Genomic DNA, 24,979 nt, shown 5'->3' with positions numbered 1-24,979 from the left:
GCCCACCCCGGGCGGTAGGCGGGCCATCCCGGTCCGGGCCGACAGGTCGGTACCCCGTGACCAGGGTTTCGGCGGGTAGACGGTGATCGGCAGGGCCCGGGGTGCGGGCCCTGCCGATCGGTGGTGCGCAGGTCGTTCCGGTGGCCCGGTCTGTCCCGGGCCACCGGCGGACCTCAGGAACCCCTGAGGTCCGCCGGTGCGCCTGCTCAGCGCTGCCGGGTGAGCAGGCCCGGCCGGTAGGGCAGCAGGCCGTAGTCGACGCCGTCGGAGCTGGGCGACCGGCCCTGGTAGAGCAGTTGCAGGTTGCACGGGTCGATGGTCATGGTCTGGTCGGCGCTGGTGCGCAGCAGCTCGCCGTGGCTGATGTCGTTGGTCCAGGTGGCACCGCTGTTGACCTTGCCCGCGAACGGGTTGTTGTAGGTCGCCGCGTTCGGCGTCCAGGTGCCGTTCAGGCTGGTCGCCGTGAACGAGCGGAAGTAGCGCTCCCAGGAGCTGGTCCGGGCCTCGACGATCATCAGGTACTGGTTCTGGCCCGCGACCTTGTAGACCTGCGGCGCCTCGAACAGGTTTTCCGAGGTGTCGCTCATGATGGTCGTGTAGCTGGAGCCGAAGTTGCCGGGGAAGTTCCCGATCGGCATGCTGGCCCGGTAGATCTTGCCGTTGTCACCGGCGAAGAACAGGTACATGTTCTGACTGTCGGCGATCAGGGCCTGGTCGATCGGGCCGGTGCCGGAGCCGGAGATGCTGCCGGTGAACATCGTCTGGGCGGGGCCCCAACCGTTCGGGTTGGTCGGGTCGGTCGACGTGCGGTAGGAGAACGCCGCGCCGCCCCACTGGTAGGCGAGCACCCAGATGTTCTTCGGTGCGAAGTAGAACAGCGACGGCGCGACGGTGCCCTGGCTCATGGTGTTCTGCGACGCCGAGCCGAGCTGGTTGAGGTTGTCGACCAGGCCGAAGTTCATCGACCCCCACGAGCTGCCGAAGTCGTGCGTGGTGGCGTAGACGAGCTGCTTGCCGTTGTACGGGGCGACGGTGAAGTCCTTCAGCGACACCCAGCCCGACTTCGGGGTGGCCAGCGGACCCGTCGACGACCACCGGTACGACGACGGCAGCGTGCAGTTGCCGCTCGGCGGCGGGGTCGTGGGCGGCGGGGTGGTGGTGCCACCGAGCTTGACGAGTTGCCACTGCTGGTTGGTGCCGTTCCAGTCGGCGTACTGCACGATGTTGCCGCCGTCGGCGGTGGACGCGCCCTGCACCTCGACGGCCTTACCGCTGTTCCGGTTGATCAGTTGGATGTAGCCGTCGATGTCCTGGATGCTGAACTGCTGGTTGGTGCCGTTGTTGTCGGTCCACTGCACGATCGGTCCGCCGTCGGCGGTCGACTTGCCGGAGACGTCGAGCACCTTGCCGGACAGCTTCGACTTCAACCGGTAGTAGCCGCCGCCGGAGTCGACGAACTGCCACTGCTGCTGGCTGCCGTCGTTACGGGTCCACTGGACGATCCGGGCCCCGTCGGTGGTGGCCAGGTTGTAGACGTCGAGGGCCTTGCCGCTGTTGCGGTTGACCAGCACGTACGACGCGCCGGTGTCGATCGTGGCGGCGGCGGCCTCCGTCTCGGTGGCCGCGACGACGACGCCACCGCTCAGGGCGGTCACGAGCGCGGTGGCCGCCGACAGCAGCCAGCGCCGACGGCCGGGACTGCGGGGAGCCGGGCTGGGATGGTCAGCCGGGAGGTGCATGGGGGTGCTCCTTCATGAGGACGGGTGGCCCCTGCGCGGCGGCCCCCGGTGACGTCGTCGCCGAGGGCCTGGGTGGTCTGACCGACCCGCGCTCCGTGGACGGAACCGGAGACGACCGGCAATTGTGAACGCTCACATCGACCGGCGCGGAGTCGGGCACATGCATGATCGGTTTGGTGGAGGCGAACGGACCGGCAGGGGTTCCATTCAGATCCGGCGATGTTACCAAAGGGTTTCCGATGGCTCAAGAGCTGGCCCGGGCACCCATCCAGGTCCGCACCGCGCGGCAGGGGCCACCCACGGGGCGACCTTCACGGCCGCGATGTTAACGCTCACTCTCCGGGTACCCCGGTTCGGGAGACGCCGGAACTCCTCCGCCGCCCGGCAGGCGACGGAGATCCCTTCCGATCCGGTGCGCGATGTGCCATCTTCGATGAATGCGGGTCAATGGCCGGGCAGGTGGACGAGGTCGCAGCCGCGGGCACGGGGCGGCGGCCCGGTGCCGCTGACCGGCCGGACACGGCCGGCGACCCACGCCCGGCCACGGACCGGGCTGGCCGTCGGCCTGCTGGTCGTCGCTCTGCTGGCGGTGGCCGGCGGGGTCGGCTACGCCGCCCTGGTGCACGTCCAGCAGGCCCGGATCCGCCACGAACTGGACTGGGCCATGGTGCACGGCCGCCCGGCCGACCCGTCCGGCTGCACCTGGATCTTCGGCGGCGCGAGCGACACCGGTCACGGTGGCGCGCCGCCGGCCGGGTTCCCGGAACACGGGGCGATCCACACCGTGGCCCGCACCGGCCGCCCCCAGGTCGGGCAGGTCGCCCGCAACGGCACCGTCTACCACCTGCGTACCCAGTGGCGCGACGGCGAGGTCGTCCAGGTGGTCTTCGACGCCCGCTTCCAACTCGCCGAACGGCGTTACCTGCTGTGGGCGGTGTCGACCGCCGCGCTGGCCGTCCTGGTCGCGGCGACCGCGACCGACCTGCGGCTACGTCGCCGGTCGGTGCTGCCGCTGGCCGAGGCGCTCGACCGGCAACGCCGCTTCGTCGCCGACGCGAGCCACGAGCTGCGCGCCCCGATCACCCGGGTGCACACGGCGGCCCAGTTGCTGGCCCAGCGGACGACCGGCGCGGCGCACGACGCGGACCGGCAGGATCTGGACCGGCTGCTGCACACCACCAGGCGGCTCGGGGAGATCGTCGACGAGTTGCTCCTGTCGGCCCGGCTGGCCGACCCGGCGGCGATGACCCGGCCGCCGGCCACAGTCGACCTCGCCGCGCTGGTCGTCGAGGCGATCGGGGCCGACGCGCCGCGCGCCGCCGCCCTCGGGGTGACGCTCGGGGTGACCGGCGCGGACCACCCGGTGCCGGTGCACGGTGTCGGGCCCGCACTGCACCGGGTGGTGGCGGAACTGCTGGCGAACGCCCTGCACCACACGCCGGCCGGCGGGCGGGTGCAGGTGCGGTTACGCCCGGCCGGCGCGGACCGGATCGAGCTGCTGGTCAGCGACTCCGGCCGGGGATTCGACCCCCGGTACGCCGGCCGGATCTTCGACCGGTTCCACCGGGGGCCCGACGCCGGGGACCGCCGGGCCGGGCTCGGGCTGGCGCTGGTCCGCGAGGTGGTCACCGCGCACGGCGGCACGATCAGCGCCACCGGCCGGCCCGGGGCGGGCGCCACCTTCACCGTACGGCTGCCGGTGGCCGACCCGGGGCGGGCCGGTGGCCCACCGACGGACGGCGACCCGGTCGGCGGCCGGTGGCCCCTGCGCTGGTGGGCGGGCCGGGACCGGGCGGGCGGGGAACGCGCGACCAGCAGATTCTGACTGGCGAGAAATTCCACCGGTCAACCTTCTGCCGTTTCGGTGCGACCATGAACGGATGACCGACCCGTCACCCCCGGCGCACGGCCCGTTGCTCCTGGTCGAGGACGACGCGGAACTGGCCGACATGCTGGTCGAGCTGTTCCGTCGGGCGGGGTACCCGATCGACCTGGCCCGCGACGGTCAGCGGGGTCTGCACCTGGCGCTGCGCGGCCCCTACCAGGTGATCATGTTGGACCGGCGGCTGCCCGCCATCGACGGGGTCGACCTGCTCGTCCGGCTGCGGCGACGCTCCGTCGCCGCCCGGGTGCTGATGCTCAGCGCGCTCGGCGACCTCGACGAACGCATCCGGGGCCTCGACGCGGGCGCCGACGACTACCTGCCCAAACCGTTCGAGGTGACCGAGCTGATGGCCCGGGTCCGGGCGTTGACCCGCCGCCGCTTCGACGGGGCCGAACTGATTCCCATCGGGGCCGGTCAGCTCGACCTGGCCCAGCGCGGGGTACGGCTGCCCGACGGGCGGGAGGTGACGCTCAGCGGCCGGGAGTTCGAGCTGATCCGGCTGCTCGCCAGCCAACCCCGGATGGTGCACAGCCGCAGCCAGCTGCGCGGACACGTGTTCGGCGCGGACCGCACCGAGGCGGTGGTCGACACGTACGTGCACTACCTGCGGCGCAAGCTCGGCGACCGGGTGGTGCGCACCGTGCACGGCCTCGGCTACCAGATCGGCGCGCTGTGAGCCGGCCGCCCGGGACCCGACGGGCCCCGGGCGGCGCGGTGGCTCAGCGGCCCACGAACCGGGCCTGGCGTTTCTCCAGGAAGGCGGCCAACCCCTCGCGCTGGTCCTCGGTGGCGAACAGGGCGTGGAAGGCCCGCCGCTCGAACAGCACCCCGGCCTGCACCCCCACTTCCTCGGCCTGGCGGACCGCCTCCCGGGCCAGCATCGTCGCGAGCTTCGGATACCCGGCCACCACCGCCGCCGCGGCCTTCGCCTCGGCCAGCAGCCGGTCCGTCGGCACCACCCGGGACACCAGGCCCCACCGGTACGCCTGCGCCGCGTCGAGCTGCCGACCGGTGAGCACCAGGTCCATCGCCCTGGCCGGGCCGATCAGCCGGGTCAGCCGCTGGGTGCCGCCGATGCCGGGCATCACCCCCAGCCGCAGCTCCGGCTGCCCGAACCGGGCGTTGTCCGCCGCGAAGATCAGGTCACACATCATCGCCAGCTCGCACCCGCCGCCGAGGGCGTAACCGGCCACCGCCGCGATCTTCGGGGTACGCAGCGCAGCGAACGCGTCCCAACCGGCGAAGTGGTCGTCCAACGCCACGTCCAGGAAGGACTTCCCGGCCATCTCCCGGATGTCCGCCCCGGCCGCGAAGACCTCGTCCGAGCCGGTGAGCACGAAACAGCCCACCCCCGGGTCGCGGTCCAACGGGCGCAGCGTCTCGACCAGTTCGGTCAGCAGCGCCGTGTCCAGCGCGTTGCGCGCCTCGGGCCGGCACAACCGCACCGTGACCACCCGGTCGTCCTTCTCCACGGTGACCCTCATCGTCGCCTCCCTCTCCTCAGGAATCCCAGATCGCGCCGTACGCGGGCACCCCGCGTTCCTCCATGCCCCGCACCACCTGCCAGGTCAGTGGGCGATTCGAGATGCAGATGACCGCCTCGGCGTCGTACCGGCGGCACGCCTGCCAGGCCAGCCGCAGCATGTCGGGCTTGCCGTCGCGGGCGGTGTCCCACAGCAACGCGTCGGGCTGGTGGGCGAGGATCTCGTCGACCAGGTCGTCGCCGAAGGTCTCCCGGTGCCGGCGGGCCACCCAGACCAGCTTCGCCGGCACCTGCCCGGCCAGCAGGTGCGGCAGCACCGGGCCGATCCCGCTGCCGGTCGCCACGTACACCACCCGGCGGAACAGCGTCTCGATGTTGGCCACCCCGGCGGTGCTGATCCCCTTCACCCAGACCCGGCGCGGCGGGTCGTCGACGAACCGGCCGGTCCAGTCACCGGCCCGGCTGACGGTCAGCCGGAACCCGCTACGACCCGGTGTCGGCACGTTGGCGAAGGAGTGCCACTCCCACAGCGGGCTGCGGCTGACCGCCGTGGACGAGCCGGGGAACGGCGTCACCCCGTGGTCGAAGTGGACCAGCGCCACGTGCGAGGACGGACGCTGCACCAGCACCGGCACCCGGCGCAGCCGCAGCCAGGGCAGGGCGATGCTGACGGTCAGCACCGCGAGCACCCCGCCCGGCACGGAGGTGGCCAGCGCGGCCGGCCCTCCGGCCAGGAAACCGGCCTGCGCCCAGAGCAGCAGCAGGGCCGCCCAGCCGCCGAGGCGGTGGGTGCGCTCGAACAGGTCGTGCCGGCGGGAGCGCACCGGTGGCAGCGCGGTGCCGACGACGGCCAGCAGCAGGACGGCCACGGCGTACCCGGTGACCAGTGCCCCCGCCGGGCCGCCGCGCACGGTCAACGCGCCGAGCTGGGCGAGGAACCAGGCGGTGCCGGCCAGCGCCGCGCCGACGTGCAGCCCACCGAAGTGGTAGACCTTGCCCAACGTGGCCCGCACCCGCAGCGGCCAGCTGGTGGGTGCCCGGGTGGCCAGCCGGAACAGCAGATTGATCACGTACTGCTGGCGGATCAGCACGGCCAGCGCGACGTTGCCCAGCGCGGCGGCTCCCAGCGCATCGGCGGCCCCGGGGCCGGGCCACCAGCCGGCGGCCAGCCCGTACGCCAGTAGCGCGGTGTTGCCGGCGAGCACCGCCGCGACGAGCCGGTGGTGGTGCATGAACCGGGGATGGGCCAGCACCCGGCGCAGCGTCGACACCGGCGGGGGAAGCGTGTCGTCGGGGACACCCGCCGGGCCGGTGCGCGGCGGCGTCGACGCGGGTCGCAGACCGGTCGTGCTCACGCCGCCGCCTCCTCGACGTGGGCCCACTGCCACCGCAGGTCGAGGGCGAGCCGGTGCAACGCGTCCCGGTCGACCTTGCCCCGGCCGGTCATCGGCAGTTCCGGCAGCGGGTGCACGGCCGCCGGCACGCAGTAGTAGGGCAGCGCCGCGGCCACCGCCTCCCGGCACCGCTGCGGGTCCAGCTCGGCGGGGGCGACGAAGGAGACCAGGTCCCGGTCGGTGACCCGCAGGGTGACCGCACGCCGGCAGCCCGGCACCGTCTCCAGCACGGTGGAGACCGCGTCCAGCTCCACCCGGAAACCCCTGACCTTCACCTGGTCGTCGGTGCGGCCGAGATGCTCCAGCTCACCGTCCGCGCGCCAGCGGCCCCGGTCACGGGTACGGAACATCAGCCGGTCGCCGCCGAGGAACGGGTCCGGGGCGTACCGCTCGGCGTTGAGCGCGTCGTTGTCCAGGTAGCCGGCGGAGACGCAGTCGCCACCGGCCCACATCTCGCCCACCTCACCGATGCGGCAGGGCCGTCCGTCGGCGTCGAGGACGTAGACGGTGTTGTTCGGGGTCGGTCGGCCGATGGTCAGCGGCGCACCCGGCCGGTGCCGGTGCATGGTGTTGACGATGGTGGTCTCGGTCGGCCCGCAGCAGTTGTAGAACACCCGGCCGGCGGCCCACCGGTCGGCCAGCGGACGCGGGCAGGGCTCCCCCGCCACCGCGACCACCCGCACCCCGGCGCACCGGTCCGGGTCGATCCGGGCGAGCACCGAGGGGGTGGCGACCACCACGTCGGCCCGGGCGGCGGTGGCGGTGAGGTCCCCGTCGCGCACGAGCAGGGTGCCGCCGTTGGCGAGGCAGCCGAGGATCTCCCAGGCGGCCATGTCGAAGGCGATGTTGAGCAGTTGGGCGACCGTCTGTCCGGGCCGTATCCCCAGGTCGCCCGGGGCGGTGAGCAGGATGTTGGCGACGTTGCCGTGGGTGACGGTGACGCCGTTGGGGGTGCCCGTGGTACCCGAGGTGAACAGCACGTAGCAGCCGTCGTCGGCGCGTACCGGACGGTCCGGGACGGGGGCGGTGAGGTGCCCGCCGGGTGGCAGCGGCTCGGCCATCAGCTCGTCGACCGCGAGCCGGGGCACACCGGGCAGCTCCGGCACCGCGTCCAGGGTGGCCGCGGTGGTGAGCAGCACCCGGCAGCGGGCGGTCGAGGCGACCTGGCGCAACTGCGCGGCGGGGGCGATCCGGACGTCCTGCGGTACGTAGGCCGCCCCGGCCTTGAGGGTGGCCAGGATGCCGACCAGCATCGGCAGCGACCGGCTGGTGAACACGCCCACGGTGTCGCCGGTGCGCACGCCGAGGGCGACGAGGTGGGCGGCGAGCCGGTTGGCCTGGCGGTCCAGTTCGCGGTAGCCGATCCGTACCCCGAGGTGCTCGGCGGCGACGGCGTCCGGCGTGGTGGCGGCCCACCTGGCGAACGCCTGGTGGATGCGCAGCTCGGGGGCGGGCACCCGGGGCCCCTGGCCGAACCGGTGGAACAGCCGCCGGTCGCGCGGTGGGAGGTGGTCCAGCAGGCTCGTCCGCCAGCCGTCCGGCCCGGCGGTCAGGAGGCCGACCTGGTGGATGGCGGTGTCGTCGGTGGACTGTCGTACGGACATGGGCCGCTCCTGTTCTTACCGGCCGCCCTGTGCGGCGATCGGAATCGATGCTGGCCAATGCAAATGGGAAATCTCTTAGACCCGTGGCGCGGCAGCCGACCGGGCGGCAGAGGCGCGGACGACACGCCGGAAAACTACTGATTTCGCGGTAACGTTCATCGGGGCGCGGCCACCTCCGCCACCATCCGTGGCACACCGGAGCCGAGGGCGTCCGAGCGGACGCGGCATTGGTACGACGTCTACCGCCGCAGCGCGGGTGCCAGACCCCGACAGGCCGCCCTCGGCCGCACGTGGAAGCCGATGTCAAGGCATTGACGTTACACAATGGAAACTCTAACGTCTGATGTCTCGACCGTGCATGCCGGCACCACCCCACCTCCCACCCACGGAGGGTCTCCGTGTCCCGTCCCGTCCCCGCACCCGGCATCCGGCGGCGGCCGGACCCGCCGGGCCACTCCCGCAGAAACGGAGCGAACACGATGAACCACGGACGTCTGGTGAGCGCGGGGCTGACGGTGCTGCTCGGCGCGACGGCCGCCCTCACCGCCGGCTGCGGTGACCGGGGGGCCGGGACCGGCGCGGGCGGCGGCAAGCCGCTCATCGGGGTCGACTACCCCCGCTCGGACACCGACTTCTGGAACTCCTACATCAGGTACGTGCCGCAGTCCGCCGGGCAGTTGGGGATCGACCTCAAGACCACCAACTCGCAGAACGACATCGCCAACCTCATCTCGAACACCCAGACCTTCATCAGCCAGGGCGTCAAGGGGGTGGTGATGGCCCCGCAGGACACCGCCGCGATCGCGCCGACCCTGGCCCAGCTGGAGAGCCGCAAGATCCCCGTGGTCACCATCGACACCCGGCCCGACACCGGCACGGTGTTCATGGTGGTCCGCGCCGACAACCGGGCGTACGGGACGAAGGCCTGCCAGTTCCTGGGCAGCAAGCTCGGTGGCCGGGGCAAGGTCGTCATGCTCCAGGGCGGCCTGGACTCCATCAACGGCCGGGACCGCACCGAGGCGTTCAGCGAGTGCATGGCCAAGGAGTTCCCCGGGATCAAGGTCTTCGGGGAGGCGACCGACTGGAAGGCCGACGTCGCGGCGTCGAAGTTGCAGACCCGCTTCGCGTCCGACCCGGACGTCCGGGGTGTCTACATGCAGTCGTCGTTCGCGCTGTCGGGCACCCTGCAGATCCTCAAGCAGCGCGGCCTGCAGGTGCCACCGACCGACCCGAAGCACGTCTTCGTGGTGTCCAACGACGGCATCCCCGAGGAGCTGAAGAACATCGGCGACGGCCTGATCGACGCCACCGTCAGCCAGCCCGCCGACCTGTACGCCCGCTACGGGCTGGAGTACGCCAAGGCGGCGATCGAGGGAAAGACGTTCCGACCCGGCCCCACCGACCACGGCAGCACCATCATCCAGGTACGCGACGGCCTGCTGGAGGACCAGCTCCCGGCACCCCTGGTGACCCTGGACGGCGCACCGGTCGCCGGTCAACCCACGGTGCGGTACGACGACCCCTCGCTGTGGGGCCGACAGGGATGACCACCGCCCCGTACCACCCCGAGGGCGCACCGGCCGACGTCGACCCACCGGTCGTCGAGGCGGTCGACATCACCAAGCGCTTCGGCTCCACGCTCGCCCTGTCCGCAGCGGGGATCACGGTCCGGCGCGGCGAGGTGCACGCGCTGGTGGGCCGCAACGGCGCGGGCAAGTCGACGCTGGTCGGCATCCTGACCGGGTTGCTGGCCGCCGACGACGGGGTGGTCGCCTTCGGCGGCCGTCCCGCGCCGCCGCTGGCCGACCGGAACGCCTGGCGGCAGCGCGTCGCCTGCGTCTACCAGAAGTCGACGATCATCCCCACCCTCACCGTGGCGGAGAACCTGTTCCTCAACCGGCACGCCCGCTCCCGGGCCGGCCTGATCCGCTGGTCGAGCCTGCGGCGGGAGGCGCAGCACCTGCTGGCGCAGTGGTCGGTCGACGTCGACGTCCGCCAGCCGGCCGCGACGCTCTCGGTCGAGCAGCGGCAGTTCGTGGAGATCGCCCGCGCGTTGTCCTTCGGCGCCCGGTTCATCGTCCTGGACGAACCGACAGCCCAGCTCGACGCCGCCGGCATCGACCGGCTGTTCACCCGCATCCGGGACCTGCGCGCGCAGGGGGTGACGTTCCTGTTCATCAGCCACCACCTCCAGGAGATCTACGACCTGTGCGACCGGGTGACGGTCTTCCGCGACGCCCGGCACATCCGCACCGCCCCGGTCGCCGGATTGAGCCGGCAGGCGCTGGTCGCCGCGATGACCGGGGAGGACGTGAGCATGCCGGCGGCCGACCACCGGCCGCCGGCGTCCGACGCGCCGGTGCTGCTGGCGGTGCGGGACCTGGTCACCGCGTCCGGGGCCCGGCTGTCGGTGCGGGCTCGGGCGGGCGAGGTGGTCGGCATCGCCGGTGGTGGCGGCAGCGGCAAGGTCGAGGTCGCCGAGGCGGTCGTCGGTCTGACCCGCCCGGTGGCCGGGTCGGTCGCCCTGGCCGGTCGGGTGCTGCGGCCGGGCAGCGTGCCCGACGCCCTCGCCGCCGGCGTGGGGCTGGTGCCGCAGGACCGGCACCGGGAGGGCCTGGTGCCGGCGCTGTCGATCGCGGAGAACGTCACGATGACCGTGCCGCAGCGGGTCGGGCGCTACGGACTCGTCTCCCGGGCCCGCCGGGACGCCCTGGCCCGCGAGACGATCGCCGCGCTGACGATCAAGGCGGCCGGGCCGCAGACGCCGGTGGCCGACCTGTCCGGCGGTAACCAGCAGAAGGTCGTGATGGGTCGGGCGTTGGCCAACGATCCCCGGCTGCTGGTGCTGATCACGCCCACCGCCGGGGTCGACGTGCGGTCCAAGCAGACCCTGCTCGGTGTCGTCGAGGATGTCCGCCGCCGGGGCACCGCCGTGCTGGTGGTCTCCGACGAGCTGGACGACCTGCGCATCTGCGACCGGGTGCTGGTGATGTTCCAGGGCCGGGTGGTCGCCGAGATGGCCCGCGGCTGGAGCGACAACGATCTGGTAGCCGCCATGGAAGGGGTGGACCTCCACCATGTCTGACACGCTGTCCACCGGCACGGTGCCGGCGTCGGCACCCCCGCCGACCCGCCCGTCGTCGCGGCGCCTGGCCGTCGCCCGGCTGCGTGACCTGGCGCTGGTGCCGGCGATCGTCGCGGTGGCGATCGTCGGCTGGATCATCAGCCCGGTCTTCCTCAGCACCGACAACATCCTCAACGTGCTGCAGAGCATGTCGGAGATCGCGATCCTGGTGCTGGCCCAGACCATCGTGCTGATCACCGGCAAGATGGACCTGTCGCTGGAGTCCACCTTCGGGCTCGCCCCGGGCATCGCCGCCTGGCTGGTCGTCGACCCGGAGCTGACCCGGGGGCTGGGGCTCGGCCTGCTCCCGGACGCCTGGGCGGTGCCGGTGACACTGCTGGTCGGGGCGCTGGTCGGGGCGTTCAACGGGCTGCTCATCGTCCGGTTCGGCCTCAACGGCTTCATCGTCACGCTGGGCATGCTGATCATCCTGCGGGGTCTGCTCACCGGCATCTCCGGCGGGCAGACCTTCTTCGCGCTGCCCGGCTCGATGACGTACCTCGGCTCGACGAGCTGGCTCGGGGTGCCGGCCTCGATCTGGGTGTCGCTGCTGCTGTTCGCCGCCGGCATCGTCGTGCTCGGCCACACCCGCGCCGGCCGCGCCCTGTACGCCATCGGCGGCAACGCCGACGCGGCCCGCGCCGCCGGCATCCGCACCGACCGGGTGCTGTGGGTCGCGCTGGTCGTGGCCAGCGTGCTCGCCGCCCTGGCCGGCCTGCTGATCAGCGGCCGGCTGGCGGCGGTGCCGGCGGCCCAGGGCGACGGCGCGATCTTCCAGGTGTTCGCGGCGGCGGTGATCGGCGGGGTCAGCCTCAACGGCGGCCGGGGCAGTGTCTTCGGCGCGTTCACCGGCGTCCTGCTGCTCTTCCTGATCATCAACGTGTTGACCCTGGCCGGGGTGCCCGCACAGTGGACGAACTTCCTCAACGGCGCGGTCATCCTGGTCGCCCTGGTGGTCTCCCGCATCACCGGTGGCAAGGCGCAGACCTGACCGGCCCACCGGCCGGACCCCGCGCGACCCGCCCACGAGGCGGGCCGCCGACGCATCCGACCCCCTCAACCAGGAGTTCCGTTGACTGAGCGCATCACCGCGGTGGACACCATCGACGTCCGCTTCCCCACCTCCGTGCACCGCGACGGGTCGGACGCGATGAACCCGTTCCCCGACTACTCGGCCGCCTACGTCGTCCTGCGGACCTCGGCGGGCGGCGAGGGACACGGGCTGGTCTTCACCGTGGGACGCGGCACCGAGATCCAGGTAGCCGCCGTCCGGTCGCTGGCCCCGATGGTGATCGGCCAACCGGTCGACGAGTTGACCGCCGACCCCGGGGCGCTGGCCCGGCGGCTCGTCGGGGACAGCCAGATCCGCTGGCTCGGTCCGGCCAAGGGGGTCGTGCACATGGCCGCCGGTGGCCTGGTCAACGCGGTGTGGGACCTCGCCGCCCGCCGCGCCGGCAAGCCACTGTGGAAACTGCTGGCCGACCTCAGCCCGGAGCAGATAGTCGCGCAGGTCGACTTCCGCTACCTGCGCGACGCCCTCACCGAGGACGAGGCGCTGACCCTGTTGCGGCGGGCCGCCGACGGCCGGGCCGAACGGGAACGGCGGCTACGCGCCGAGGGCTACCCCGCGTACACCACCACGCCGGGATGGTTGGGCTACGACGACGGGAAGCTGGCGCGGCTCTGCGCGGAGGCGGTCCGCGACGGCTACCGGCTGATCAAACTCAAGGTCGGCGGCGACCTGGCCGACGACGTACGCCGGATGGGCATCGCCCGGCAGGCCGTCGGGCCGCAGGTCCGCCTCGCGGTCGACGCCAACCAGATCTGGGGGGTGCCCGAGGCGATCGGGTGGATGCGGGAGCTGGCCGCGTTCGACCCGTACTGGATCGAGGAGCCGACGTCGCCTGACGACGTCCTCGGGCACGCCGCCGTCCGCAAGGCGCTCAGCCCGATCCGGGTCGCCACCGGCGAACACGTGCACAACGCGGTGGTGTTCAAACAGCTGCTCCAGGCCGACGCCGTCGACGTGGTGCAGATCGACGCCTGCCGGGTCGCCGGGGTCAACGAGAACCTGGCGATCCTGCTGCTCGCCGCACGGTACGGGGTGCCGGTCTGCCCGCACGCCGGTGGGGTGGGGCTGTGCGAACTGGTGCAGCACCTGGCGATGTTCGACTTCGTCGCGGTCAGCGGCAGCACCGAGGACCGCGCCATCGAGTACGTCGACCACCTGCACGACCACTTCGTCGACCCGGTCCGGGTCACCGGCGGACGCTACCTGGCCCCCACCGCGCCGGGCATGAGCGGGCAGATCCGGCCGGAGTCCCTGGCCGCGTACCGGTTCCCGGACGGCCCGCAGTGGGCCGACGCCGCCACCACCCCGGGCCCGGTGACGCCGTGATCATCGACGCGCACCACCACCTGTGGCGGCCCGAACGCGGGTACACCTGGCTGGACGCGCCCGGACTGGCGGCCATCCGGCGGCCGTTCACCCCGGCGGACCTGACCACCGAGCTCGCCGCCGCCGGGGTCACCGGCACCGTGCTGGTCGAGGGCGGGCGCTGCCATCGCGACGAGGCCGCCGAGTTCCTCGGCTACGCCGCCGACACCGCGCCGATCCTGGCGGTGGTGGCCTGGCTCGACGTCGCCGCCGACGACGTGCCCGCCACCGTGGCCCGCTACCGCCGGCTACGCGGCGGCGAGTACCTGGCCGGGGTGCGCTCCCAGGTGCAGGGCGAGCCGGACCCGGACTACCTGGACCGGCCTGACGTCCGTCGCGGGCTCGCCGCGCTCGCCGACGCCGGACTCGCGTTCGACCTGGTGATCCGCGCCGACCAGCTCCCGGCGGCGGCGCGGGCGGCCCGTGCGGTGCCGGGGTTGCGGTTCGTCCTGGACCACCTGGGCAAGCCCCGCATCGAGGCGGGCGACGCGGGGCTACGCAGCTGGCGTGGCCCGCTGGCCGCGCTCGCCGCCAACCCCAACGTCACCGCGAAGCTGTCCGGCCTGGTCACCGAGGCCGCCCCGGAGTGGACACCTGACGACCTGCGGCCGTTCGTCGCGGTGGCCGTCGCCGAGTTCGGCGCGCAGCGGCTGATGTTCGGCTCGGACTGGCCGGTCTGCCTGCTCCGGTCGGACTACGCCGGGGTGCTGCGGGCGTTGACGGCCGCGTTGCCGCCGCTGTCGGAGCGGGAACACCGGGAGATCCTCGCCGGCACCGCCGTGCGCACCTACGGGCTGGCCGACCGGGTCGGCGCGACCCACCCGGCGGGGCCGGCGTGACGCCGGCCGGGTCAGGCGGGCCCCGCGTTGGCGGCCAGCACCGTACGCAGCCACGCCTCCGACGTGTTGACGTGCATCAACGCGCTCGCCTGGGCGAGCAGTTGGTCACGCGAACGCAGCGCGCGGTAGATCGCGTGGTGCTCCTCGATGGTGGTGTGCGCCGAGTTGCCCTCGATCAGCCCGCGCCACACCCGGGCCCGCAGGGTACGGCTGGACAACCCGTCCAGCAGCGAGGTGAGGGTCTCGTTGCCGGTGGTGGCGACGACGGTGTGGTGGAACGCCGTGTCGAACCGGATCAGCTTCTCGGCGTCGTCGGCCGCCGCCCGCATCTCCTCCAGAATGCCGCCGAGGTCGTCGAGCTGGGCCTCGGTCATCCGCAGCGCCGCCAGCCCGGTGGCCATCGGTTCCAGCAGCCGGCGCACCTCCATCACCTCCAGCAGGGTGTCGTCGCGCAGCAACTCCACCGCGACCCCCAGCCCCTCCAGCAGCAGCCGGGGGGCGAGGCTGGTGACGTACGTCCCGTCGCCGCGGCGGACGTCGAGCACCCGGGCCGATTCGAGGACCTTCACCGCCTCCCGGACCCCGCTGCGCGACAGGCCCATCTGCTCGGCGAGTTGCGGCTCGGGTGGCAGCCGGGCACCCGGCGGCAGCTCGCCGCTCTGGACCATGCTCCGGATCTTGGCGATCGCGTCGTCGGTCAGTGCCATCACGTCCCCCTCCGGCCGGCCGGTCGCGCGTCGTCCCGGCCGCTGCGGCTGGGGCGGCCGGCGGCGACCCCCACCAATATAGAGACATCCGACGTTTTCGCCGACGGCGGTCGTCCCACCGCCGCCCACCGCCGTCGACCGGCGGCCACCACCCGCACCGGAGGGGCGTGACGTGCAGCGCTATGGCTGGGTGATCCGGCTGCGACCCGAGCAGCGCGAGACCTATCTGCGGCTGCACGCCGCCGTCTGGCCCGACGTCGAACGGACGCTGCGCGCCGCGAACATCCGCAACTACAGCATCTTTCTGCACGGCGACCTGCTCTTCGGCTACTACGAGTACGTCGGCGAGGACCACGACGCCGACCAACGGCGCATCGCCGCCGACCCCCGGACGCAGCAGTGGTGGACGCTGACCGACCCGTGTCAGGAGTCGGTCGCCGAACCCGGCTCGGGGCACTGGTGGGCACCGATGCGGGAGGTCTGGCACCTGTCCGAGGAGGAGTCGTGAACCACAGCGCGCACTACGTCGGCGACCACACCTTCGTCGTCGAGCGGACCGCCGTCGTACCGCCCGGGCCCGGCGAGGTGCGTATCGACGTCGCGTACACCGGGATCTGCGGCACCGACCTGCACGTGGCGCACGGCGCGATGGACCAGCGGGTCCGGGTGCCGGCGGTGATCGGGCACGAGATGTCCGGACGTATCGCCGAGGTGGGCCCGGGGGTGGCGGGGCACCGGGTGGGCGACCCGGTGACCGTGATGCCGCTGGACTGGTGCGGCGACTGCCCCGCCTGCCGGGCCGGCAACAGCCACATCTGCCACCGGCTCACCTTCGTCGGCATCGACTCCCCCGGCGCGATGCAGCGCTCGTGGACGGTGCCCGCACGCATCGTGGTGCCGCTGCCGGCGGATTTGCCGCTGACCCACGCCGCACTGATCGAGCCGACCGCCGTCGCCGTGCACGACGTACGCCGCTCCCGGTTGACCGCCGGGGAGCACGCGGTGGTCGTCGGCGCCGGGCCGGTCGGCCTGCTCATCGGGACGGTCGCCCGGGCCGCCGGGGCCGAGGTGACGGTGCTCGAACTCGACCCGCGTCGCCGGGCCCTGGCCACCGAACTCGGGCTGCGTACCGTCGACCCGGCGACGGTCGACGTCGCCCGGCACGTGCACGAGACGACCGGCGGGGCCGGGGCGGCCGTGGCGTTCGAGGTGTCCGGGTCCGCCGCCGGGGTCCGCACCGCGACCGACCTGCTCGCCGCACGCGGCCGGCTGGTCGTGGTGGCGATCCACCCCACCCCCCGGGAGGTGGACCTGCACCGCGTCTTCTGGCGGGAGCTGGAGCTGATCGGGGTGCGGGTGTACGAACGGGAGGACTACACCGAGGCCGTCCGGTTGGTGCACGCCGGGCTGGTGCCCGCCGGGCGGCTGATCACCCGGGTCGTGCCGTTGCCCGAGGTGGCCGAGGCGTTCCGGGCGCTCGCCGCCGGCGGCGAGGTGAAGATCCTCGTCGACTGCGGGGTCACGTGGTGAATCCCGGCCGTGTGATGATCGGCGGATGCGGGTGGTGCTGGCGACCGACGCGGGACACCCCGGGCGGGACAACGAGGACTTCGCCGGGGCGGTGCCGGCCGGCCTGGTGCTGGTCGACGGCGCGGGCGGCGTCCCCGGGGCCGGCGAGGTCTGCCGGCACGGCGTGGCCTGGTACGCCAGGCGACTCGGTGGCGCGCTGCTGGGCGCCCTGTGGACGGGCGGGAGCCTGCGGGCGGTGCTGGCCGAGGGGATCGAGCAGGTCACCGACGCGCACCGGGGCACCTGTGACGTCACCCACCCGAGCAGCCCGCACGCGGCCGTGGCGGTGCTGCGGTGCACCGGCGGGCTGGTCGAGCACCTGGTCCTCGGGGACGCGGTGGCGGTCGTCGGCCGGGTGGCCGGCGGGCCGCTGGTCGCCCACGACCCCCGCGAGGTGGTGATCGCCAGGTCCTTCGAGCGGCGGCTGGTCGGCGTCGCCGAGGGCAGCGGGGAGCACCGGCGGTTGCTGGCCGAGCTGCGGGGGCACCGCAACGCCCCGGGCGGCTTCTGGGTGGCCAAGGACGACCCGCTGGTGGTCGAGGAGGCGGTCACCGGCGACTGCCCGGCGGGCGGGGTGACGGTGGCGGCGCTGCTGAGCAACGGGGCGAGCCGGCTCGTGGACACCTTCGGGCGCACCGACTGGGCGGGCCTGCTGCGCCTGCTGGACACCGACGGGCCGGACGGGATCATCAGGCGGGTCCGGGAGGCCGAGGCCCGGCACGGGGTGGCCACCGACGACGCGACGGTGGTCGGGTGGCGCGGGACGGGGCCGGCCGCCGGCGACTGAGCCACTGCGGCGCGGAGGACCGCCCGGGCCGGGCGGACCTCCGAGGAGGCCACCCGGCCCGGTCGACCCGCCGCCGGCTGATCGCCGGTTCAGTTACGGACGATGGTGAAGGTGCTCGTCGTGTTGCGGACGTCCTGGTGGTTGTCGCTCAGCCGCAGGTTGGTGAACGTCGCCGAGCCCACCGCCGGGCCCTGCCCCGCCTCGGGCATCTCGTTGACCCAGATGCCGAAGCCGGACTTCGCGTCGAACGCGTCACCACTGCGCCGCGCCCCGGAGATCGACACGTCGGTGAGCACCGTGTCGGTGATCGGGTTCTCCGGCTGGCCGCCGGTGTACTTGGTCTGGAACATGATCCCCGAGTACGTCGGGTCGACGATGTCCACGGCGCTGACCCGGATGCCCCGGAACTCCTTGGACGCGGAGAACAACCACATCGCCGGGAACGTCTGACCGCCCCAGAAGTGCCCGCCGGAGCGGATCAGCGAGACGTTCTCGAACCGGGTGGGTGGGCTCGCCCCGAACCCGACGAACGGGTAGCCGAAGTCCAGCGAACTGATGGTGATGCCCGAGTACGTCAACTGGTCGGCGATATAGAGGTTGCGGAAGGTGTTGTCGTAACCGCCGTACACGGCGATGCCGGCGGCCCGCCAGGTCAGCGTGGCGGTCAGGTTCTCGAACACGTTGCCGTGGTTGCCGCCGGAGGCACCGGCGTCGGTGGCCGAGAACAGGGCGAACGCGTCGTCGCCGTTGGACCGGCCCTCCGTGTTGGTGACCAGTGCGTCGGTGCTGCCGTTGGTCATGTTCACCCCGTCGGCGAAGGTGTTGCGGAACCGGCTGTCCCGGATGGTCAGCCCGTCCACGCTCACCCCCCAGTACGCGCAGACGGTGTGCTCCACCCAGACGCTGTCCAGCGTCAGGTCGTCGACGTCCTTCAGCTCGCCCCACACCTTGCCGGGACCGTCGATCCGGTTGGTGTAGTTGCCGAAGAACGCCAGGTGGGCGAAGGTCGACCCGCTGGCCGAGGACTCGACCCGGAACCCGGCGTCGGTGTTCTGCTGGTTCGTCGGCGTCTGGAAGCGGGTGTACCACATGCCCGCGCCGACGACCTTCACCGCCTTGCCGTACACCTGGAGCTTCTGCGCGGTCTCGTAGGTGCCGGCGGGCAGGTAGACGCCGACCAGGGTGCCGGTGGTGTCCATCCGCACCGCGTCCAGCGCGTTCTGCACGTCGGCGTGGCTGAAGCCGGTCGGCACCTGGTAGCGGGTCGGGTCCGGGTTGGCGCGCGGCGACACCAGCTCGGTGTTGACGAAGTCGATCGCGTACGTGGTGGCGTTCGCCGGGTCCTTCTGGAGCCGGATCCGGCTGCCCGCCGCGACGGTGGAGTCGAGCAGGACGTTCGCCTCGTCGTAGAGGTGCCGGGGCGCGCCCGCGCCTGGCGAGTCGCTGGGGGCGGCCTCCGCGCCGTAGAGCCAGATGTGCTTCGAGGTGAGGCTGACCGGCTTGTGCAGCACCCCGTTGACGTAGACGTTGAGCGTCGCGTCGATCCCGCCGCCGCCCGGCGCGTCCGGGATGGAGAAGCGGGTGACCAGGGCGTTCGCGGCCGACCTGGTGGTCCACTCGACGTACGCGCCGGTGGTGTTGAGGGTGACCGCCCGCCGGCCGGACGCCTCGCCGGCCAGGTCACCGATGGTGCGGTTCGGGCCGATCACCTGCGCGCCGCCGCCGACCGAGCCGTCCTCGGCCTCGTACGCGTCGTAGCCCAGGTTCGCGCCCCGGCCGACGAACAGCGGCCGGTCGCTGGAGTTGTTCTGCCGCTTCACCGGCAACTCGTTGGCGTCGTCGGCGAGCACCACCCGCACGGTGTGGCGGCCGTTGGCGGCGGTCCAGGTGCCGAGCGACACCGGGCCGGCGGTGGCCCCGGCGGCGATCGTGCCGGAGTACGCGCCGGTCAGCGTGCGGACCACGGAGCCTGCGTCGTTGAGCACGGTGAGCGTGATGCCGTGCGCGCCGCTCGCCGACGCGATCGTGCCCTGGTTGCGCAGCGTCACCGCGAAGCTGACCGTGGCGCCGGCGGCCGGCGTGCCCGGCGACCACGTCACGGCCGAGGCCACCAGGTCGGAGCTGGCCACCGGGCTGACCGTCAACGCGGTCGGGTTGGTGTAGGAGTTGTTCGCCTCGTTCTGCTCGATCACCGTGTTCGCCTCGTCGACCTTGGCGGTGAGCGGGTAGCTGCCGGCGTCGCGTGCGCCGATGCTCGCCGAGACGGTGGTGGACGCGCCGGCCGCGAGCGCGCCGACGGCGGCGGTGCCGACCTTCGTCGTACCCAGGTAGAGGGTGACGTTCGTAGCGGCGGACGCGGCGGTGCCGGCGTTGCGCACGGTGGCGGACAGGGTGATCGCGTCGGTCTCGACCGGCGCGGTGGGCGAGGCGGTCAGGGCGGTGACGGTGAGGTCCGGGTTGGCCGCCGGCACGCCGATGACCTGGAATTCCGCGACCTGGCCGTTGGACGAGCCGGAGTTCGCGGTGAACTGCAACCGGACGTCCGCGGCGGTCGCCGAGACGGGGACGGTCACGGTGTTGCCGGTGTTCGGGTTGAACGAGTACGTCGCGGAGCCGACCAGGCTGGTGAACCCGGAGGCGGACTGCTCCCGCCCGAGCACCTGGAACGTCTGGGTGCGCGCACCCCACGCCGGGTCCGGGTTGAGCTTCACCACGACCGCGCTGATGCTGGCGTTCGCGCCCAGCGCCACGGTCAGCGTGCCCGGGTACGCGCCCGGCGCGCCCTCCCAGTAGGTGGTGACGTCGTTGTCGACCGCGTTGGCGGCGTTGAACACGTGCACCACCGACGACGCGGTGGCCGGCTTGCCGACGGCCAGGTTGGTGCCACCGGTGGTGCTGCCGGTGCGGGTGACCGTGTTGCTGTTGGCGGACACGTTGCCGGCGGCGTCGCGGGCCCGCACCTGGTAGGAGACGGTGGCGCTGTCCGGCTGGCCGTCGGTGTAGGTCAGCGTGGAGCCGCCGACGGTGGTGCGCAGCGTGCCGTTGGCCCACACCTCGTAGCCGGTGACGCCGACGTTGTCGGTGGACGCGGTCCAGGTCAACCGGATCTGGCCGCTCGCCGGCTGGGTGTAGGCGAGGTTGCCGGGCGCGGTCGGCGCGGTGGTGTCGCCGGTGTTGCCGGTGCGGGTGACCGTGTTGCTGTTCGCGGACACGTTGCCGGCGGCGTCGCGGGCCCGCACGTAGTACGACACGGTGCTGCCGGCGGGCTGGGTGTCGGTGTAGGTGAGCGTGGTGCCGCCGACGCTGGTGCGCAGCACGCCGCCCGCGTAGATGTCGTAGCCGGTGACGCCGACGTTGTCGGTGGACGCGGTCCAGGTCAACCGGACGTGGTCGGTGGCCGGCTCGGTGAACGCCAGGTTGCCGGGCGCGCTGGGCGCCTGGGTGTCGCCGGTCGCCGCGCCGTAGATCTCCAGCTCGGCGAGCTGTCCGGCGGGCCAGGCGCTGTTCGCGGTGAACAGCAGCCGCAGGTAGCGGGTGGACGCGGTGGGCACGGTGACGGTGACCGTGTTGCCGCCGGCCGGGTCGAACGCGTACGACGCGGACGCGACGAGCGTGCCGAACGTGGAGCCGGTGGTGCTGCCCTGCACGGTCAGCGTCTGGGTGCGCGCGCCCCAGCCGGTGGGCAGCCGCAGCACCAGCCGGTTGACGCTGGTGGTGGCACCCAGGTCGGCCTGGATCCACTGCGGGAACGCGGTGTTCGGGCTCTCCCAGTAGGTGCCCGCGTTGCCGTCGTTGGCGTTGCCGGCGGCGTACACGTCGGAGTGGCCGCTCTCGGTCATCGTCTTGCCGAGCGCCAGGTTGGTCGAGGAGTTGGCGGTGCCGTAGACCTCCAGCTCGGCGAGTTGGGCGGCGGCCCAGCCGGTGTTCGCGGTGACGACGACGCGCAGGTAGCGGGCGTTGGTGGCGCTGAAGCCGAGCGTCACCGTGTTGCCGGCGGCCGGGCCGAACGAGCGGGCGGCGGACGCGACGACCGTGGTGAAGCCGCTGCCGTCGGCGCTGGCCTGCACGGACAGCGTCTGGGTGCGGGCCTCCCAGGCAGCGGGGAGCTTGAGCACCACCTGGTCGACGGCGCGGCCGGTGCCGAGGTCGACCTGGGCCCACTGGGGCAGCGCGCCGCTGCTCTCCCAGTAGCTGCCCTGGTTGCCGTCGGTGAGGTTGGCGGCGACGTAGGGCCCGTTGACGCTGCTGGCGGTGGCGGTGCGGCCGGCGGCGAGGTTCGGGCCGCCGGCGGCCAGGGCGGGTGGAGCGGGCGCTGCGGTGACGGCCAGGCCGACCGCGGCGAACACCGCGACGATTCTGGTACGGAGTCTGGACATGGTGGACGGACACCTTCTTCCCGGGGGAGGTGGAGAGGCGTTGACGGGGTGGGGGGTGTGGTGCGGCGGGGACCCGGGCGGGTCCCCGCCGCGTCGGGTCAGGAGGCGTAGACCTCGAACTCGGAGAGCTGACCGGCCGGCCAGCCGGTGTTGCCGGTGAACGTCAACCGCACGAAACGGCGGTCACCGGCGGGCAGCGTGATCGACACGCTGTTGCCGGCCGCCGGGTCGAACGGGTAGCCGGCCGCCGACTTGAGGGTGGTGAACGACGCGCCGTCGGTGGAGCCGAGCACCGCCACCGTCTGGGTACGGGTCTGCCAGGCCGTCGACGGCGGCAGCTTGAGTACCACCCGGCCGACCGGTCGGGCGCTGCCCAGGTCGACGGTCACCGACTGGGGGAAGGCGTTGTTGGCGCTCTCCCAGTAGGTGTTCGGGTTGCCGTCGACGGTGTTGCCCGCGCCGTACACGTCGGCGTGGCTGGTCTCGGCGACCGGGCGGCCGGCGGCCAGGTTGCCCGTCGGCGGCGCGGTGGTGGGGGGCGGAGTGGTGGAGGGCGGGGTCGTGGTCGGCGGCGGCGTGGTGCTGCCGTCGCCGTACACCTCCAGTTCGGCGAGCTGGGCCGCCGGCCAGCCGGTGTTGCCGGTGACGGTGACCCGGACGTACCGGCGGGTGCCGGACGGCACCGCGATCGCGACGCTGTTGCCGGAGCCCGGGTCGAACACCCGACCCGCCGACGAGGCGAGCGTGCTGAACGAGGAGCCGTCGGTGGAACCGAGCACGGAGAGCGTCTCGGTGCGGCGTTCCCAGCCGGCGGGGAGCTTGAGCACCACCCGGTCGACGGTGCGCGACGCCCCGAGGTCGACGGTCAGCGACTGCGGGAACGCGTTGTTGGCGCTCTCCCAGTAGCTGCCCGCGTTGCCGTCGACCGCGTTGCCGGCCGCGTAGGACTGGTTGACGCTGGTGGCGGTCGCCGGTCGGCCCAGGGCCAGGTTCCCGCCGGCCGGCGGGGTCGTCGGGGGTGGGGTGGTCGGCGGGGCCGTGGTCGGGGGCGCGGTGGTCGGAGGCGCGGTGGTCGGCGGCGGACTGGACGGGCCGTTGCCCCACTGCGGCTGTGGCCACGGCCCGCAGTACGGGGTGGACGTGTACCAGCCGGAGTTGCCGGTGCCCTGGGTGATCTGGAAGCCGCTGCCGACGCAGTTGTGCATCGGGTTGGCCTGGGCGATGTTGGTGGCCCGCACGCCTGTGAAGCTGACCTGGCTGGGGGCCTGCACCTGGAGCGCGTACGTGCCCGCGCCGTCGATCCGGACGTTGTTGAACGCGATGCCGCTGGTCTGCCCCTCGATCCAGTGCAGCGCCGCGTAGGAGCTGTCCAGGATGTCGGTGTCGGTGACGGTGACGGCCGCGCCCTGGATCGGCTCGTTGAGCGCGGAGAACCAGATCGCGCCCACCCCGAAGTTCCAGTTGTAGTCGGAGTTGCCGTTGCGGATCAGCGTGTTACGGGCCACCGTGATGGTGCCGGCCACCGCCGTCGGACCGGTGACCCCGGGGTAGCGGTTCGCCACGTGGATGCCGCCGCCGTTGGTGACCGAGTCGGCGGTCACGTTGTCGGCGATGGTGATGTCCCGCCCGCCGTAGGTGACCAGGTGGTTGGCCAGGACGGTGACGCCGATGGTGTTGTGGGTGAACGAGTTGCCGACGTTCGGCACGCTCTGCGCCCACATGGCCAACGCGTCGTCGCCGGTGTTGCGGACGAACGTGTTGGTCACGGTGGAGTTGGTGACACCCCAGTGGAAGTTCACCCCGTCGGCGGTCTGGTCGAGGATGCGGCTGTTGCGGATGGTGAAGTTGTCCATCGGGCCGTCCATCCACGCGCCGACCTTGGTGTGCTGCAACCACAGGTTGTCCACCACCGAGTTCGTCATCGCGCCGCCGATGGCGTTGACCTGGTCCTCGTCGACCCGCTCCCGGATGTCGCCGATGATGGCGAAGTCCCGCAGCGTGACGTTGCGGCTGGGTCCGCCGGCCTCGTGCGAACGGATCTCCCCGGAGTAGCCGCCGCCGGGCACGTACTTTCCGTAGATGCCGGCGGCGCGCTTGCGGTCGGTGGGGTGCCGGCCGCCGAGCACCGAGTACCACGGCCCGGCCCCGCGCAGCGTGACGCCGTCGACCACCACGTGGTCCCAGAGGGTGAACGTGCCGGCCGGTATCCACACCGCTTTCCCCTGCGCCCTGCCGGCGTCCACCGCGGCCTGGAACTTCGCCGTGGAGTCGGTGCCGCCGGTCGGGTCCGCGCCGAAGTCGGCCACCACGTCCAGCACGCCCGAGGGCTTGGCGATCGGCGACCCGACCAGCTCGAAGTCGGCCAGGTCGATGGTGAAGGTGGGCGACTGCGCGGTCGAGGAGACCTGGAGGCGGATCGTCGTGCCGGCCGGGTAGGTGGTGCCGAACATCGTCCGGGTCTCGTCGTAGAAGTGGTGCGGGTTGGTGTCGCCCGGGTTGTTGTTGAACGGGTAGCCGCCGTAGTACCAGCCGTACCGGGAGGTGACCGGGACGGCCTTGACCAGGGTGCCGTTGGCGCGCAGGTCGATGCTGGCGTCCCGGCCGGTGCCGGCGGCGTTGTCGGGCAGGCTGTAGCGGAAGGTGACCGCGTTCGCCGGGGCGGTGAGGGTGAACTCGACGTACTCGCCGACGGCGTCGAGGGTGACCGCCTCCCGGCCGGACGCCTCGGACGGCAGCGTGCCGTAGCGCCGGTCGGGGCCGATCCGGGTGCCGGTGTGGGCGGCCTGTTCCGCCTCCTGCTCCCGGAACGGCACGGTCGCGCCCCGGCCGGCGATGTCGAACGGGGACAGGCCGGCGGCGTGCGCCGGGGTGGCGGTGGAGGTCAACGCCACGACGGTCAGTGTCGAGGCGGCGAGTACGGCGGCGGCCAGCGCCGCGAGCCCGGTGGGGCGTCGGTGGTGCGGGTGCTCGGCCATGCGGGGTGTGCTCCCTTTCGTCGGTGGCCAGGTCCCCCGTGCGGCGGTGCTGCTGTCTCC

General features: G+C 72.9%; 17 protein-coding genes. 10 read left to right on the top strand and 7 right to left on the bottom strand.

Going from position 1 to position 24,979, the window contains the following annotated elements; genetic code table 11:
* Positions 1 to 206: 206 nt before the first annotated feature.
* Entirely contained in the window at positions 207 to 1,739 is a 1,533-nt protein-coding gene (locus JQN84_RS29050; protein WP_204961774.1) for a non-reducing end alpha-L-arabinofuranosidase family hydrolase, read from the bottom strand.
* A 499-nt stretch (positions 1,740 to 2,238) separates the two neighbouring features.
* Between JQN84_RS29050 and JQN84_RS29045 the strand changes: the two genes are divergently transcribed.
* Positions 2,239 to 3,564, top strand: a complete 1,326-nt coding sequence (locus tag JQN84_RS29045; RefSeq protein WP_281896239.1) for a sensor histidine kinase — start codon at positions 2,239 to 2,241, stop codon at positions 3,562 to 3,564.
* Between the two features lie 55 nt (positions 3,565 to 3,619).
* Complete coding sequence (locus JQN84_RS29040) at positions 3,620 to 4,300, top strand: response regulator transcription factor (protein ID WP_204961772.1); 681 nt, start codon at positions 3,620 to 3,622, stop codon at positions 4,298 to 4,300.
* 43 nt (positions 4,301 to 4,343) lie between these two features.
* Here JQN84_RS29040 and JQN84_RS29035 read toward each other — a convergent pair whose 3' ends face one another.
* Genes JQN84_RS29035 through JQN84_RS29025 form a run of 3 tightly spaced genes read right to left on the bottom strand, consistent with a single transcriptional unit; the run spans position 4,344 to position 8,105 of the window.
* Positions 4,344 to 5,108 carry an enoyl-CoA hydratase-related protein gene (locus JQN84_RS29035; RefSeq protein ID WP_204961771.1) on the bottom strand — a complete coding sequence of 255 codons (765 nt, stop codon included), beginning with the start codon at positions 5,106 to 5,108 and terminating at the stop codon, positions 4,344 to 4,346.
* Positions 5,109 to 5,124: 16 nt separating this feature from the next.
* Positions 5,125 to 6,462: an FNR domain-containing protein gene (locus tag JQN84_RS29030; protein ID WP_372446022.1), complete on the bottom strand. Its 1,338-nt coding sequence runs from the start codon at positions 6,460 to 6,462 to the stop codon at positions 5,125 to 5,127.
* Positions 6,459 to 8,105, bottom strand: coding sequence for an amino acid adenylation domain-containing protein (locus JQN84_RS29025; protein WP_204961770.1), 1,647 nt, complete (start codon positions 8,103 to 8,105; stop codon positions 6,459 to 6,461). Before JQN84_RS29025 ends, JQN84_RS29030 begins: the two co-directional genes overlap by 4 nt.
* A 479-nt stretch (positions 8,106 to 8,584) precedes the next feature.
* Between JQN84_RS29025 and JQN84_RS29020 the strand changes: the two genes are divergently transcribed.
* The 5 genes from JQN84_RS29020 (at position 8,585) to JQN84_RS29000 (ending at position 14,505) form a co-directional block, all read left to right on the top strand.
* The gene (locus JQN84_RS29020) at positions 8,585 to 9,652 is read left to right on the top strand and encodes a sugar ABC transporter substrate-binding protein (RefSeq protein ID WP_204961769.1); all 1,068 of its coding nucleotides are present in this window, start codon (positions 8,585 to 8,587) and stop codon (positions 9,650 to 9,652) included.
* Complete coding sequence (locus JQN84_RS29015; protein WP_204961768.1) at positions 9,649 to 11,190, top strand: sugar ABC transporter ATP-binding protein; 1,542 nt, start codon at positions 9,649 to 9,651, stop codon at positions 11,188 to 11,190. The genes JQN84_RS29020 and JQN84_RS29015 overlap by 4 nt, the downstream gene beginning before the upstream one ends.
* On the top strand, positions 11,183 to 12,220 hold the full coding sequence (locus tag JQN84_RS29010; protein WP_204961767.1) for an ABC transporter permease: 1,038 nt from the start codon (positions 11,183 to 11,185) through the stop codon (positions 12,218 to 12,220). Before JQN84_RS29015 ends, JQN84_RS29010 begins: the two co-directional genes overlap by 8 nt.
* Before the next feature lie 81 nt (positions 12,221 to 12,301).
* Positions 12,302 to 13,627, top strand: coding sequence for an enolase C-terminal domain-like protein (locus JQN84_RS29005; protein ID WP_204961766.1), 1,326 nt, complete (start codon positions 12,302 to 12,304; stop codon positions 13,625 to 13,627).
* On the top strand, positions 13,624 to 14,505 hold the full coding sequence (locus tag JQN84_RS29000) for an amidohydrolase family protein (protein WP_204961765.1): 882 nt from the start codon (positions 13,624 to 13,626) through the stop codon (positions 14,503 to 14,505). The genes JQN84_RS29005 and JQN84_RS29000 overlap by 4 nt, the downstream gene beginning before the upstream one ends.
* Before the next feature lie 11 nt (positions 14,506 to 14,516).
* Here JQN84_RS29000 and JQN84_RS28995 read toward each other — a convergent pair whose 3' ends face one another.
* Entirely contained in the window at positions 14,517 to 15,212 is a 696-nt protein-coding gene (locus tag JQN84_RS28995; RefSeq protein ID WP_204961764.1) for a FadR/GntR family transcriptional regulator, read from the bottom strand.
* A gap of 172 nt (positions 15,213 to 15,384) precedes the next feature.
* On the opposite strand from JQN84_RS28995, the gene JQN84_RS28990 reads away from it, so the two are divergent.
* From JQN84_RS28990 to JQN84_RS28980, 3 genes are read left to right on the top strand one after another with little or no spacing between them, the layout of a single operon-like run.
* Positions 15,385 to 15,720, top strand: a complete 336-nt coding sequence (locus JQN84_RS28990; protein WP_204961763.1) for an L-rhamnose mutarotase — start codon at positions 15,385 to 15,387, stop codon at positions 15,718 to 15,720.
* Complete coding sequence (locus tag JQN84_RS28985; RefSeq protein ID WP_204961762.1) at positions 15,717 to 16,742, top strand: zinc-dependent alcohol dehydrogenase; 1,026 nt, start codon at positions 15,717 to 15,719, stop codon at positions 16,740 to 16,742. The genes JQN84_RS28990 and JQN84_RS28985 overlap by 4 nt, the downstream gene beginning before the upstream one ends.
* Before the next feature lie 25 nt (positions 16,743 to 16,767).
* Positions 16,768 to 17,568: a hypothetical protein gene (locus JQN84_RS28980; protein ID WP_239486382.1), complete on the top strand. Its 801-nt coding sequence runs from the start codon at positions 16,768 to 16,770 to the stop codon at positions 17,566 to 17,568.
* 89 nt (positions 17,569 to 17,657) lie between these two features.
* Here JQN84_RS28980 and JQN84_RS28975 read toward each other — a convergent pair whose 3' ends face one another.
* Both JQN84_RS28975 and JQN84_RS28970 read right to left on the bottom strand, forming a co-directional pair.
* Entirely contained in the window at positions 17,658 to 21,944 is a 4,287-nt protein-coding gene (locus JQN84_RS28975; RefSeq protein ID WP_204961761.1) for a discoidin domain-containing protein, read from the bottom strand.
* Positions 21,945 to 22,042: 98 nt separating this feature from the next.
* The gene (locus JQN84_RS28970; RefSeq protein ID WP_204961760.1) at positions 22,043 to 24,919 is read right to left on the bottom strand and encodes a galactose-binding domain-containing protein; all 2,877 of its coding nucleotides are present in this window, start codon (positions 24,917 to 24,919) and stop codon (positions 22,043 to 22,045) included.
* Positions 24,920 to 24,979 lie beyond the last annotated feature (60 nt).

Source organism: Micromonospora humidisoli (genome assembly GCF_016900955.1).
Classification (GTDB): Bacteria; Actinomycetota; Actinomycetes; order Mycobacteriales; family Micromonosporaceae; genus Micromonospora; species Micromonospora wenchangensis.
This window is presented reverse-complemented; position numbering and strand designations above follow the sequence as displayed.